Origin of the sequence: Streptomyces sp. NPDC020422 (genome assembly GCF_044386705.1) — a bacterium.
In the GTDB taxonomy this organism is placed as follows: Bacteria; Actinomycetota; Actinomycetes; order Streptomycetales; family Streptomycetaceae; genus Streptomyces.
Window position 1 is genome coordinate 176,109 of the sequence record NZ_JBIRVJ010000005.1, and the last position, 13,052, is coordinate 189,160.

Genomic DNA, 13,052 nt, shown 5'->3' on the forward strand with positions numbered 1-13,052 from the left:
CGTCAGACCTCGGCCGCGGCGGGCGCGTGGGCCGGGTCCCGGGTCGTGCCCGGTTCCGTGCCCGGTTCCGTGCCCGGCTTCCGCGGAGCCTCCGGCTCCGGGCCCGCCTCCAGCCCCGTCGCCGCCCCCGCCCCTGTCGCCGTCTCCGTCTCCACGTCGAACTCCTCGATCAGCTCCTTGCTGAAGCCGAAGAAGTACGTGGCGAGGAAGCCCACCGCGTAGCCGACGAGCAGGCCGCCCGCGTAGATCGCGATGGTCTCGCCGAGGCCCTTGTTGCCGTCGAGGAGGGGGAAGAGGGCCCAGCCGGAGGGGCCGATGGCGGTGGAGCCGACCTTGTCGCCCAGCATGTTGAAGAGGCCGACGAAGCCGCCTCCGAAGGCGCCGCCGACGCAGGCGGTGACGAAGGGGCGGCCGAGGGGGAGCGAGACGCCGTAGATGAGGGGTTCGCCGACGCCGAGGAAGCCGGCCGGGAGGGCGGACTTGATGGTGCGGCGGATGGAGCCGTTGCGGGGGAGCCTGAGGTAGACGGCCATGGCCGCGCCGACCTGGCCCGCGCCCGCCATCGCCAGGATGGGCAGCAGGACCGTGTAGCCCTGCTGCTCGATCAGGGTGGTGTGGATGGGGATGAGGGCCTGGTGGAGGCCGAGCATGACGAGGGGGAGGAAGAGGCCGCCGAGGAGGAAGCCGGCGCCGGCGCCCGCGTTGGCCAGCAGCCAGGTGGCGAAGTCGCCGATGGCCTGGGAGATCTCGCCCGCGACGAACATCAGGCCGAAGATCGTGACCAGGCCCGAGATCAGGACCGTCAGGGTCGGGGTGACCAGCACGTCGAGGGACTCCGGCACCCAGCGGCGGCACCACTTCTCCACGTACACCGCGAGGACGGCCGCGCCGAGCGCGCCGAGGACACCGCCCTGGCCGGGGGAGAGGGTCTGGCCGAAGACCTCGATCTTGGCGACGCCCGCGAAGACGATGATGGACGCGACCGCGCCGCCCAGGATGGGCGTGCCGCCGAACTCCTTGGCCGTGTTGAAGCCGACGAAGACCGCGATCAGGGCCATGAAGCCGCTGGCGATGGCGGCGAGCGCGGGGGTGATGCCGGGCAGCCAGCCGAGGTTGATCAGCAGGCCGTTGAGGCCGGCGATGATGCCGCAGCCGATGAGGGCGGGGATCAGCGGGACGAAGATGTTCGCGATCCGGCGGAGCAGCAGCTTGAACGGGGTCTGGTTCCTGGCCTTCTGTGCCGCCTTGATCGCCGCGCCGGCCGCCGCGAGGTCCTCCGCCGAGTGGGCCGGCGCCGGGGCCTCGGCCACCAGGGCCTCGAACTCGGGCGTCACCCGGGCGACCGTGCCCGGGCCGAGCACGATCTGGTACGTCTCGTCCTCGACCACACCCATCACGGACGGCAGGGCCTTCAGGGCCTCGTCCTGGACGAGCGAGCGGTCCCGCAGACCCAGCCGCAGGCGGGTCATGCAGTGGGCCACGGAGCTGATGTTCTCTGCGCCGCCGACGAGGGGGAGGATCGCGGCGGCGATGGCGCGGTTCTTGTCGTCTGTGCTCATGGTGCGGTGGTGCCTTGCTGTGAGGGGTGCCCGGGGTGCCCGGCGGGGGTTACGGGGTGGCGGGGCCGGTCGCGTGCAGCGCTGCGCGCAGGTGGCCCCGGGAGTCGCTCAGCCGCTGGTCGGCGGCCTTGGCATCGATGTCGGCGAGGAGCATGAGGATCGCGGTCTTGACCTCTCCGTCGGCGGCGGCGAGGGCGGTCTCGATCTGCTCGTCCGGCGCGCCGGTGGCGAGCGCCACGATCCGGCGGGAGCGGGCCTGGAGCTTCTCGTTGGAGGCGCGGACGTCGACCATGAGGTTCCCGTAGGTCTTGCCGAGCCGGATCATGGTGATCGTCGAGATCATGTTGAGGACGAGCTTCTGGGCGGTGCCCGCCTTCAACCGGGTCGATCCGGTGAGGAGTTCGGGTCCGGTGACGACCTCGATGCCGTGCTCGGCGGCGGCGGCCAGGGCGCTGTCGGCGTTGCAGGACAGGCCGATGGTGAGCGCGCCCAGGGCGCGGGCGTGGGTGACGGCGCCGATGGCGTACGGGGTGCGGCCGGAGGCGGAGATGCCGACGACGGTGTCGTCGGCGGTGAGGCCGAGCGCGGTCAGGTCCTCGATCGCGAGCTCCGCCGAGTCCTCGGCGCCCTCGACGGCCTTGACCATGGCGGTCGGGCCGCCCGCGATGAGGCCGACGACGTCGGCGGGGTCGGTGTTGAAGGTGGGCGGGCACTCGCTGGCGTCGAGGACGCCGAGCCGCCCGGCCGTGCCGGCGCCCAGGTAGATCAGCCGCCCGCCGCGGGCCATCCGGGCGGCGGTGGCGTCGATGGCGGCGGCGATGGCGGGCAGCTGCTTGGCGACGGCGGCGGGGACCGACTGGTCCTCGCCGTTCATCAGCGCGGCGATCTCGGCCGTCGGCAGCTGGTCGATCTCGGCGAGCTCGGGCCGGAACGCCTCGGTGGTGAGGGTGGCGAGCTGGGCGCGCAGTGCGGAGTACGAGGTGGATGCGGTGGACACGGGGCGGCTCTCTCGTGTGTCAGCGGGTGCGGGGGGAGTGGCGGTGGGCGAGGGCTTCGTACGAGGCCGCGAGGGCAGGGGCCGCCGTCTCGTACGTACGTTGGGTGACGCAGGTGAACAGGCAGTCCACGACCAGGAGTTGGCTGGTGCGGGACGACATGGCCGCGGGGCGCAGTTCGCTCTCGCGGGCGGTGGAGGTGGTCAGCACGTGGTCGGCGTACTGGGTCACCGGGCCGTCCGGGCGGCCGGTGATGGCGACCGTGGTGGCGCCGTGGTCGAAGGCGACCCGCAGCGGTTCTATGACGTCGCCGGTGGAGCCGGAGTGGGTGATGGCGATGGCGACGTCGCCGGAGCGGAGCTGGACGGCGTTGGTGACCGCGAGGTGCGGGTCGCTGTGCGCGTGGGCGATCAGGCCGATGCGGAGCAGCTTCTGGGCGAGGTCCTGGGCGACCAGGCCGGAGGCGCCGACGCCGTAGATGTCGACGCGGCGGGCGGTGGCGAGGGCGGCGACGGCGGCGCCGAGCTGGACGGTGTCGAGTCCGGCGGCGGTGTCGGCGAGGGTCTGCTGCTCGTCGTAGGCCAGCTTGGCGACGACGTCGGCGACCGGGTCGTCGACGGCGATGTCGGCGGTGACCGAGGGGGCCCGGCCGGACTGCTGCTGGGCGGCGAGGCCGGCGAGCGCGAGGCGCAGGTCGCGGTAGCCCGGGTAGCCGAGCAGGCGGGCGGTGCGCACGACGGTGGCCTCGCTGGTGCCGGTGAGTTCGGCGAGGCCGGTGACGGTGAGGGCGGCGCAGCCGGCCGGGTCCCCGGCGACGGCCTCGGCGACGCGCTGCATCGAGCGGGTCATGGAGGGGGCGAGGGTGCGCACCTTGGCCGCGAGGGCGGCGGGCGGGGGCGGGGCCGACGCGGGCTGCCCGGCCGAGGCTCCGGTGAAACTTTCCTTCACGTCATTGGTCACACTTGAAAGATATTTTCGGCTCCGGGGGGGCGTCAAGACCCCGTTGGGCCCGTATCGGGGCGGGACATTGGTCCCGATCCGGGCGCTGGGGCGAGAATGAGGAGCATGGACGACATCGACCCCCTGGAACAGGCACTCCATGCCGCCCGCGCCCTGGTCCTCGCCGACCTGGTGACCCGCGAGGTCGCCATGGCCGAGGTCGTCTCGATGGTGGAGGACGCCGTCGCACACCGCCGCTGGTGGGCGGAGCAGTGGCCGGAGGGCGCCGGATACGTCGCCGGTCTGATCGCCCAGGACGTCCAGGACGCCCTGCTCGAACGCTACGGCCGCTGGCCGCTCTGCCCGGTCTGCTCCTCGGGCGACCCGCACGCCCTCGACGTGGAACCCGAGCTGGGCCCGGACCCGCACTGGGTCTGCGGCAAGCAGGGCGTGGTGGTCGCGCCGGTGGGCGGGCTCACGTGACCCTCTATATCGACCCGCCCTCCTGGCCGGGCCACGGCCGCATGTGGTCGCACCTGATCAGCGACGTCTCCTTCGAGGAGCTCCACGCCTTCGCCGCCGGCATCGGCGCCCCCGCCCGCGGCTTCGACGGCGACCACTACGACATCCCCTCCGACCGCTACGCGGACGCGGTGGCGGCGGGCGCGCTGGAGGTCGGCTCGAAGGAGCTGCTGCGCCGCCTCACGGAGGCGGGGCTGCGGCGGCCGAAGAGACGGCCGCCGCAGACGGCGGCGGAGCCGGCGGCGGAGACGCGACCGCGATCGCGCTCACGGTCGCAGCCGCAGTCGTCGACGAGCTACGAGGTGTAGTACCCGGCCACGTCGGCGAGCAGGTCCACGGAACCCGCCTTGTTGTAGAAGCTGACCTTGCCGTTGACGACGGGGACGACGACGAGGTTGGGGATGGTCTGTCCGGCGGTGAAGTTGAGGTTGGAGGCGCTGGTGCGGGTGGTGCCGTCCGGGTGGACGGAGACGAAGCCGCCGGCGGTGGGCGCGGTGGCCGTGACGTTGAGGACGACCGCCCGTACGCCCGCGGCGGGGACTCCGGCGATCCCCTCGACCGGAAGGGTGACCGTACCGCCGGGGCCGACCTTGCCCTGGGCGACGCCGAGGCCGGAGCGGGTGTCCATGAGCCGGGTCGGGCTGAGCGGCTTGTACGTGGCGCCGGTGACCCGCTTCGTGAAGTAGCCGGCCACGTCGGCGAGCAGGTCGACCGAGCCGGCCCGGTTGTAGAAGTTCACCTTTCCGTTGACGACGGGGACGACGACGAGGTTGGGGATGGTCTGTCCGGCGGTGAAGTTGAGGTTGGAGGCGCTGGTGCGGGTGGTGCCGTCCGGGTGGACGGAGACGAAGCTGCCGCTGGTGGGCGCGGTGGCCGTGATGTTGAGGACGACGGCGGTCACGCCCGTCGTGGGGATGCCGGCCCCGCCGGTCACCTGGAGGGTGACCACTCCGCCGGGTCCGACCTTCCCCTGGCGTACGCCGAGGCCGCAGCGGGTGTCCATGAGCCTGGTCGGGGTGACCGGCTTGAACCAGCCGTGCGCGGGGTCGTGGAACTCGCAGCCGAGTGCCGGGTCGGCGCAGGTCAGCCTGGTCCGGTACGCGGTCCGGTCGGTTCCGTCCGGCAGCGAGACCAGGAGGAGGCTCTCGCCGTTGGGTTCGCAGGGCTGCGAGGGGGAGACCGCGCACCACGTGCCGCGCCGCTTGCCGAAGAGGGCGCCCTCGGCGGCGACACCGCCGTCGGTGGCGATGTACCCCCCAGGGTGTGTGCGAACGAGAGATCGTCGCACACGCCCCGGGGGCGTCCGTCAGGCGGTGCGGCCGATGCCGTGTGGCCCCCTGACGGAGGGTCAGCGCGAGGGTACGCGGGCCGGTCCGGGCTCCTCGACACAGGCTCCGATGACCACGCGGGAGCGGGACTTGGTCAGGCGCAGGGAGACGGCGACGGTGCCGAGGGCGAGCAGGGTCATGGCGGCGCCGGCCCAGGCGGGGGAGGCGTAGCCGAAGCCGGCGTCGATGACGGTGCCGCCGAGCCAGGGGCCGCCGGTGTTGCCGAGGTTGAAGGCGGCGGTGGTGGTGGCTCCGGCGAGGGTGGGGGCGGCGCCGGCGACGTTGAACATCCGGGCGTTGAGCGCGGGCGCCGTGTAGAAGCAGGAGACGCCCAGGAGGAAGGTCAGGGCGATGGTCGCGACCGGGCTGGAGGCGAACAGGGCGAGCGCCGCCAGGAAGACGGTCGAGGCGGTGATGCCGCTGAGCAGCACGCCGAAGAGGTGGGCGTCGGCGACCCGGCCGCCGATGTACGTGCCGACGAGCGCGCCGATCCCGAACAGGGCGAGCACGCCGGAGACCCAGCCGTCGGCGAGGCCGGAGACGTCGGTGAGCAGCGGGGCCAGGTAGGAGAAGGCGCAGAAGACGCCGCCCGCGGCGAGTGCGGTGAGCAGGACGGAGAGCAGGACCTGCCGGTCGCGGTAGATGACGAGCTCGGTGCGCAGCCGGGGCCGCTCGGTGGGCCGGGGGATGTGCGGGATCTTCGTCAGGACGCCCACGAGGGCGATCGCGGAGGCGGCGCCGACGGCCCAGAAGGCGGAGCGCCAGCCGAGGCTTTCGCCGAGGAAGGCGCCGGCGGGGACGCCTAGCACGTTGGCGATGGAGAGTCCGCCGATCATGACGGCCATGGCCCGCGCGCGGGCGCCGACCGGCACCATGGCGATGGCGACGGCGGCCCCGACGGCCCAGAACCCGGCGCAGGCCAGCGCGCTCACCACGCGCGAGGCGAACAGCACGGCGTAGTTGGGGGCCAGCGCGCCCGCGATCTGGCCGAGGCCGAAGAGGCTGATCAGGGCGACGAGCGTGGTCTTGCGCGGCAGCCGCAGCGTGGCGACGGCGAGCAGCGGGGCGCCGACGACCATGCCGATGGCGAAGGCCGAGATGAGCAGTCCGGCGGTGGGGATGGAGACGCCCATGTCCTCCGCGATGGGCGGCAGCAGCCCGGAGAGCATGAACTCGCTCGTGCCGAGGGCGAAGACGGAGAGGCCGAGGATGTAGACGGCCAGGGGCATGCGGGGGGAGGCGGGGGGTGTGACGGGTGCGGTGGGGGCGGTGGGGGCGGTGGGCGTTCCGGTCGGGCCGGGCTTGGCGGAGGAAGGCGGCATGACATGGGCAACCGCGTGTTTGTGCCTGTCATTCCGGTGCTCCCCGGCGTCTCGGGATACGGAACGGTCGCTTTTCGTCCCGCCCCGTGCCGCCCGCCGCGCCCGGCCCGCCCGGGGACGGGCGGGCCGGCTCAGGCCTTGAGCTCCGCCAGCTCCCGCTCCAGGTTCGTGCGGGCCCGCTCCTCCCAGGCCGCCGCGCCGTACGGGGTGCGGAAGAGGCGGGGGAGGGTGAGGAGGTGGGTGAGGATCGCGGCGCGGCCCTCGCGGAAGGCCGGGTCGGGGACGAACGCGTACTCCTCGCGCACCGCCCGGGTATACCCCGTATAGGTATCCGGGTCGCTCGCCAGGATCGCCAGGTCCGCGTCGCAGAGGGTCTCGCCGTTGAGGTCGCCCGGGGCCGGGTCGTGGGTGGTGGTGAGGCGGACCAGGCGGGCCACCTCGGCGACCTCGTGGGGGGTCAGACCCGCTTCCGTGAGGGCCCTTTCGGCCAGGTTCGCCGAGCGTTCCTCGTTCTCCGAGCGGTCCGGCCGGTAGACCGCGTCATGGAACCACGCGGCCAGCCGTACGAGCTCCAACTCCCCGCCCTCGCCGCCCTGATCGGCCAGTTCGTCGATGCGCCGGAGGACCGCCGCGAGGTGGTCGACGGTGTGGTACCGCCGCTGCGGCTCGGCCCAGCGGGCCAGCAGGTCCCGGCCGTACGGGAGGGGGTCCGGGCCCTGGCGGCCGGCCCGGGCGGCGTGCAGGGTCGAGGTCCAGCGGCGGAGCAGCTCCTGCTCCCGGTCCGTCTCCTGATCCGTGGTCATGGGAGGCATTCTGCCGTGCCGGGCCGTGGGCGGAGGCCCGGCGCACGAGGCCCCTCCGCGCGGAGGTCGGCGCTCCCCTTCGCCTCCGACCTGCCTCCCGAGGGCTCTTCATCTCGCTCTTACATACCCCCCATGGGTATGCTACGGTGCAGCACGCAGGTACCCCCTAGGGGTATGCAACCGCGAGCGAAGGGTCAGGGCAATGTCAACCGTCAATCCCCGGCGCTGGTGGGCACTTGTCGTGCTCGCCGCCGCACAGTTCATGGTCATCATGGACACGTCGATCATCGGGGTCGCGCTCCCCGAGATGCAGAAGGACCTGGGCTTCTCCCAGGGCGAGCTGCAGTGGGTGTTCAACGCCTACGTGATCGTCTTCGGTGGACTGCTGCTCCTCGGCGGCCGCCTCTCCGACCTCGTCGGAGCCCGCAGGATCTTCGTCTCCGGCTGGGCGATCATGATCGCCGGCTCGGTCCTCGCGGCCGCCGCCCAGACCGCCTGGGTCGAGATCCTCGGCCGCGCCGTCCAGGGCGTCGGCGGCGCGCTGATCGCGCCCTCGGCGATGACCCTGCTGATGATGCTCTTCATGCACGACCCGCGCGAGCTCGGCAAGGCGATGGCGCTCTACGGTGCCGCCGCCCCGGCCGGCGGTACCGCGGGCGTCTTCCTCGGCGGCGTCTTCACCGAGTGGGCCGCCTGGCAGTGGTGCTTCATCATCTACGTCCCGATCGGCCTCGCCACCCTCGCCGCGACCAGGCTCCTCCCGAGCGTCGAGTCCCGCCGCGGCTCCGTCGACGTCCTCGGTGCCGTCGCCGTCACCGCCGGTCTCGCGCTCGCCGTCTTCGCGGTCGTCCGCGCCCCCGAGGTCGGCTGGGGCTCCACCGCCACCATCCTCCAGCTGGCCGGCGCCGTCGTCCTGCTGATCCTCTTCTTCGTGATCCAGAAGGCGATCCGCGAGCCGCTCATGCCGCTCAGCGTGTGGCGGGTGCCGCGCCTCGGCTCGGCCAACCTGGCGATGACGCTGCTCGGCGCCGCCTGGATCCCGATGTGGTACTTCCTCAACCTCTACCTCCAGCAGGTCCTCGGCTACGGCGCCTTCGCCTCCGGTGCCGCGCTGCTCCCGATGACCGTGCTGCTGATGATCTTCATGACGGCGATCACCGCCCGGCTCATGGCGAAGGTCGGCGCCAAGCCGCTCATCGGCATCGGTCTCCTCGTCCTCGCGGCCGGACTGGTCTGGCTGGCCGCCGTCGAGCCCACGGGCACCTTCCTCGTCGACGTCCTGCCGGCCTCGCTGGTCGCCGCGCTCGGCATGTCCCTCGCCTACATCCCGGCCATGATCGCCGCGATGTCCGGAGCCCCGCAGGAGCAGGCCGGTCTCGCCTCCGGCATCGTCAACACCACCTACAACGTCGGCTCCGCGCTCGGCCTCGCCGCCCTCACCGCGGTCGCCATGTCGCAGGGCGCCGACCAGCTGGGCAACCTGCCCAAGCTGACCGACGGCTTCTCGGCCGCCTTCATCGGTGCCGCGGTCATCGCCGCGGTCGGCGGTGTGATCACCCTCCTCGTGATGAGGAGCGACAAGGCGCCGGCCGCCGAGTCCGCCGCCCCCGCACAGCAGAGCGGCGACAAGGTCTCCGCGTGACGCAGCCCTTCAGGGGCCGCCCGACGTCCGTCAGCCACGGACGCCGGGCGGCCCCTTTCCCGTACGCAGACAGAGAATGGGGTTTTGCACATGGAACTGAACACGCGTGCCGTCCACGTCTCCAACCACGGCTTCGGGGACGGCAGTTGGCCGCTCTCCGTCCCTCTCGTCCAGTCGTCCGCCTTCGCCTTCTCCTCCGCCGACCGGCTCGCCGATGCGATGGCCGGCCCCGACGGGCAGTACGTCTACAGCCGTCGCGGCAACCCGACCGTACGCGCCCTGGAGCAGACCCTCGCCGGGCTCGAAGGGGGCGCCTCCGCCATCGCCTTCGCCTCCGGGATGGGGGCGATCAGCGGGGTGCTGCTCGCCCTGCTCAAGCCGGGAGACCGGGTGGTGGCGCAAAGGTGCCTGTACGGGGGGACCTTCGCCGTCCTGGCCGATCTCGCCCGGCGGTACGGGATCGAGGTCGTGTACGTCTCCGGGGACGACGTGGCCGAATTCGAGCGGGCGGCGGTGCACCCGGCCACCCGGCTGCTCGTCCTGGAGACCCTCGCCAACCCGACCGGGCAGGTCGCCGACCTGCCGGGGCTGCTCGCCGCGGCCCGCCGGCTCGGGGTCACCGGCCTGGTCGACAACTCGCTCGCCTCGCCCGTGCTGTGCCGCCCGATCGAGCTGGGCGCGGACGTCGTCGTGCACTCCACCACCAAGTACCTCGCCGGCCACTCCGACGTGCTCGGCGGCGCCGCCGTCTTCGCCGACGACGCGCTGCGCCGGGCGGTGTGGCCGCGCACGGTCGAACTCGGCGCCTGCGCGGACCCGTTCGCCGCCTGGCTGACCCTGCGCGGGATACCGACGCTGCCGCTGCGGATGCGGGAGCACTGCGCCAACGCGGCCGTCCTCGCGGAGCGGCTCGCGGCGCGCCCGGACGTGGCCGCCGTGCACTATCCGGGGCTGGCGGACCACCCCTCGTACGCGACGGCCCGCAAGGTGCTCTCCGCCGGCGGGGGGCTGCTCTCCTTCGAGCCGGCCGGCGGGCGGGAGGCGGGGCGGGCCTTCATCGAGCGGGTGCGGGTGGCGAAGCTCGCGCTCTCCCTGGGCGGCGTGGAGAGCCTGGTGACCCATCCGGCGTCCACCTCGCACCGCGAACTGGACGCCGAGGCCCTGGTCGCTGCCGGAATCGCACCCGGTCTGGTGCGCATGTCGGTCGGCATCGAGGACGTCGAGGACCTGTGGGCCGACATCGAGGCGGCGCTGACCGCCGCGGGACGGTGAAGACCTGCGCGGATGCGCCGACTTGGACCTTCTTCCGGCTTCTTTTGGGTTGACAAAATAAATGACTGATTCGTAGATTGGATCGTGCCAAGGAACAACGGAACGACCACACTCCTAGGTCAAGGGGGGCGCGCGATGCGCTACTTCGAGGACTTCCGGCCCGGCGACATCCACGAGCTGGGCACCGTCACCGTCACGGCGGAGGAGGTGCTGGAGTTCGGCAGGCGCTTCGATCCGCAGCCCTTCCACACGGACCCCGAGCTCGCCGAGGAATCGCAGTTCGGCGGTCTGATCGCCAGCGGCTTCCACACCCAGTCGATGTTCATGCGCCGCTACGTCGACGGACTGCTCGCCTACAGCGCCTGTATGGGCTCACCCGGCATCGACGAGGTCCGCTATCTGCGTCCCGTACGCCCCGGGGACGTCCTCACGGCACGCGTGGAGATCCTTGGCGCCACTCCGTCGCCGTTCAACCGCACCAGCGGCACCGTCAAGCCGCGCTGCACGCTGGTGGCCGCCGACGGGACGGCCGTGTTCAGCATGATCCTGCACAGCATCTTCCGGCGCCGCCCCGCCGGGACCGAGGCCGGCCATCAGTCGTCGATGCCCGCGGCCGAGGACCCCGCCGGGTGCTGCACGCGCCCGCGCACGCAGGCGGGCGAAGCGAAGAGCGCCCCCGCGGTGGCCATGAGCGCCTGACGCGCGCGCCCGACGCGCACAGGCGCACCCGAGCACGGCCGTCCGTAACTCCCGCAACCCAAGTGAAGGGGGACCTCCTGTGGAGGCCGTATCCCGCACCGCCCAGTGGACCGCCGCAGCGCGCGCCCTGGAGACCGAGCGCGAGGACCGGCTGTTCGCCGATCCCTACGCGCGCACCGTCGCCGACCAGACCGGCTTCGAACTGCTCGAGCGCTACGACGGGGGCGGCATCGTGCCGTTCCTCGCCATCCGCACCACCTACCTCGACCGTGCCATCGTCAAGGCGGTGGAGGAGCGCGGCATCCGCCAGGTCGTCTTCCTGGCCGCCGGCATGGACACCCGGTTCTTCCGGCTGCCCTGGCCCGACGGCGTCACCGTCTACGAGCTCGACCGCCCGGCCCTCCTGGAGGCCAAGGCCGAGATGCTGAAGGACGAGCCGCAGCCCGCCGGCCGCACCCGCGTGCCGATCCCGGTCGACCTCACCCAGGACTGGACCGGTGCCCTCAAGGAGGCGGGCTGGAAGAGCGACGAGCCCGTCCTGTGGGTCGTCGAGGGGCTGCTGTTCTTCCTGCCGGAAGAGGCCGTACGGACCCTCATCTCGACGCTCTCCGCGCACGCGGCTCCCGGCTCCGTGCTGCTCGGCGACGTCATCTCCCGGGCCGCCCTGGAGAACCCGCTCGCCCGCACCTTCATGAACGCGCTCAAGGAGGACGGCAACCCCTGGCTCTTCGGCACCGAGGAGCCCGAGGCCCTGCTCGACGCCTGCGGCTGGGCCGTACGCGAGGTCAAGCAGCCCGGGGAGCCCGGCGCCGACTTCGACCGCTGGCCCTACCCGGTGCCGGCCCGCGACGTCCCCCGCGTGCCCCGCTCCTTCCTGTTCACCTGCGACCTGCCCGGATACGAGGAGGAGACGGCCGCATGAGCGCCCACGACTTCCACCAGAGAGTCATCACCGACGCCGGCGCGGCCGTGCGCGGCCTGACCGTCGCCCTCGGCGAGCGGCTCGGCCTGTACAAGGCGCTCGCCGAGCACGGCCCGCTGACCCCGGCCGACCTGGCCGCGAAGACCGGCACCAACGAGCGGTACATCGAGGAGTGGCTGCACGCCCAGCTCTCCGCCGGGTACGTCGAGCGGCACCCGAGCTCCCTCACGTACACGCTGCCCGCCGACCACGTCGAGGTGCTCGCCGACCCCACCGCCGTCACCTTCGCCGCCGGCTTCTTCACCGCCCTCAAGGCGCTGTACGCCACCGAGGACCTGCTCGTCGAGGCGTACAGGTCCGGCGACGGCGTCGGCTGGGCCGAGCACGACGCGGCCCTCGACACCGGCATGGGCTCCTTCTTCCAGCCGACCTACGAGCACAAGCTCGTCCCCGACTGGCTGCCCGCCCTGCACCAGGTCACCGACAAGCTGGACGCCGGCGGCACCGTCGCCGACGTCGGCTGCGGCGTCGGCCACACCACGCTGCTCATCGCGAAGGCGTTCCCCAACGCCACCGTGTACGGCTTCGACTACTCCGAAGAGGCCATCGGCATCGCCCGGCAGCTCGCCGAGGAGGCAGGTCTGTCCGAGCGGGTCGTCTTCGAGGTGGCCTCCGCCGACGACTACCCGGGCACCGGCTACGACCTGGTCTGCTTCTTCAACGCCCTGCACGACATGGGCGACCCGGTCGCCGCCGCCGCGCACGTGCTCAAGTCGCTCGACGCCGACGGCACCTGGATGCTCGTCGAGTCGAACGTCTCGCCCGCCGACATCGACACCCAGACCCCCGCGGCCCGCATGTTCATGGCGCTGTCCGCCGTGATGTGCCTGCCCGTCGCCGTCGCCCAGCGCGGCCCGCACGCGCTCGGCAACCACTCCGGCGAGAAGGCCTTCCGGGCCATCGCCGAGGAGGCCGGCTTCACCCGCTGGCGGCGCGCCACCGAGACCCCCGTCAACGCGGTCTACGAGGTCCGCCCCTGACGCGGTCGA

General features: G+C 72.6%; 12 protein-coding genes and 1 pseudogene. 7 read left to right on the top strand and 6 right to left on the bottom strand.

Annotated features, from left to right (window positions below; genetic code table 11):
* Nucleotides 1-2: 2 nt before the first annotated feature.
* Genes ACH414_RS14845 through ACH414_RS14855 form a run of 3 tightly spaced genes read right to left on the bottom strand, consistent with a single transcriptional unit; the run spans nt 3 to nt 3,514 of the window.
* On the bottom strand, nt 3-1,559 hold the full coding sequence (locus ACH414_RS14845; RefSeq protein ID WP_398942021.1) for a PTS transporter subunit EIIC: 1,557 nt from the start codon (nt 1,557-1,559) through the stop codon (nt 3-5).
* A 49-nt stretch (nt 1,560-1,608) separates the two neighbouring features.
* On the bottom strand, nt 1,609-2,556 hold the full coding sequence (murQ, locus tag ACH414_RS14850) for an N-acetylmuramic acid 6-phosphate etherase (RefSeq protein WP_382533043.1): 948 nt from the start codon (nt 2,554-2,556) through the stop codon (nt 1,609-1,611).
* 19 nt (nt 2,557-2,575) lie between these two features.
* A complete protein-coding gene (locus ACH414_RS14855) occupies nt 2,576-3,514 on the bottom strand; it encodes a MurR/RpiR family transcriptional regulator (RefSeq protein ID WP_386565538.1) in 939 nt (312 codons plus the stop codon).
* Between the two features lie 105 nt (nt 3,515-3,619).
* Between ACH414_RS14855 and ACH414_RS14860 the strand changes: the two genes are divergently transcribed.
* Entirely contained in the window at nt 3,620-3,976 is a 357-nt protein-coding gene (locus ACH414_RS14860) for a hypothetical protein (protein ID WP_382533040.1), read from the top strand.
* Nucleotides 3,973-4,233 (top strand): annotated as a pseudogene (locus ACH414_RS14865) (DUF4031 domain-containing protein); the annotation flags it as partial. The gene ACH414_RS14860 and the pseudogene ACH414_RS14865, both read left to right, overlap by 4 nt.
* Before the next feature lie 77 nt (nt 4,234-4,310).
* Here ACH414_RS14865 and ACH414_RS14870 read toward each other — a convergent pair.
* The 3 genes from ACH414_RS14870 to ACH414_RS14880 all read right to left on the bottom strand — a co-directional run bounded on the left by ACH414_RS14870 (nt 4,311) and on the right by ACH414_RS14880 (nt 7,477).
* Nucleotides 4,311-5,303, bottom strand: a complete 993-nt coding sequence (locus ACH414_RS14870) for a hypothetical protein (protein WP_398942024.1) — start codon at nt 5,301-5,303, stop codon at nt 4,311-4,313.
* 60 nt (nt 5,304-5,363) lie between these two features.
* Nucleotides 5,364-6,572 carry a Cmx/CmrA family chloramphenicol efflux MFS transporter gene (locus tag ACH414_RS14875; RefSeq protein WP_386565674.1) on the bottom strand — a complete coding sequence of 403 codons (1,209 nt, stop codon included), beginning with the start codon at nt 6,570-6,572 and terminating at the stop codon, nt 5,364-5,366.
* 224 nt (nt 6,573-6,796) lie between these two features.
* Nucleotides 6,797-7,477: a hypothetical protein gene (locus tag ACH414_RS14880; protein WP_386565534.1), complete on the bottom strand. Its 681-nt coding sequence runs from the start codon at nt 7,475-7,477 to the stop codon at nt 6,797-6,799.
* 193 nt (nt 7,478-7,670) lie between these two features.
* On the opposite strand from ACH414_RS14880, the gene ACH414_RS14885 reads away from it, so the two are divergent.
* The 5 genes from ACH414_RS14885 (at nt 7,671) to ACH414_RS14905 (ending at nt 13,043) form a co-directional block, all read left to right on the top strand.
* The gene (locus tag ACH414_RS14885) at nt 7,671-9,110 is read left to right on the top strand and encodes an MFS transporter (RefSeq protein ID WP_382533035.1); all 1,440 of its coding nucleotides are present in this window, start codon (nt 7,671-7,673) and stop codon (nt 9,108-9,110) included.
* A 90-nt stretch (nt 9,111-9,200) separates the two neighbouring features.
* Complete coding sequence (locus ACH414_RS14890; RefSeq protein ID WP_386565532.1) at nt 9,201-10,382, top strand: trans-sulfuration enzyme family protein; 1,182 nt, start codon at nt 9,201-9,203, stop codon at nt 10,380-10,382.
* Between the two features lie 135 nt (nt 10,383-10,517).
* On the top strand, nt 10,518-11,081 hold the full coding sequence (locus ACH414_RS14895) for a MaoC family dehydratase (protein WP_382533032.1): 564 nt from the start codon (nt 10,518-10,520) through the stop codon (nt 11,079-11,081).
* A 79-nt stretch (nt 11,082-11,160) separates the two neighbouring features.
* The gene (locus ACH414_RS14900; protein WP_382533030.1) at nt 11,161-12,003 is read left to right on the top strand and encodes a class I SAM-dependent methyltransferase; all 843 of its coding nucleotides are present in this window, start codon (nt 11,161-11,163) and stop codon (nt 12,001-12,003) included.
* Nucleotides 12,000-13,043 (top strand): class I SAM-dependent methyltransferase, encoded by a 1,044-nt coding sequence (locus ACH414_RS14905; protein ID WP_386565529.1) that lies wholly within the window; start codon nt 12,000-12,002, stop codon nt 13,041-13,043. Before ACH414_RS14900 ends, ACH414_RS14905 begins: the two co-directional genes overlap by 4 nt.
* Nucleotides 13,044-13,052 lie beyond the last annotated feature (9 nt).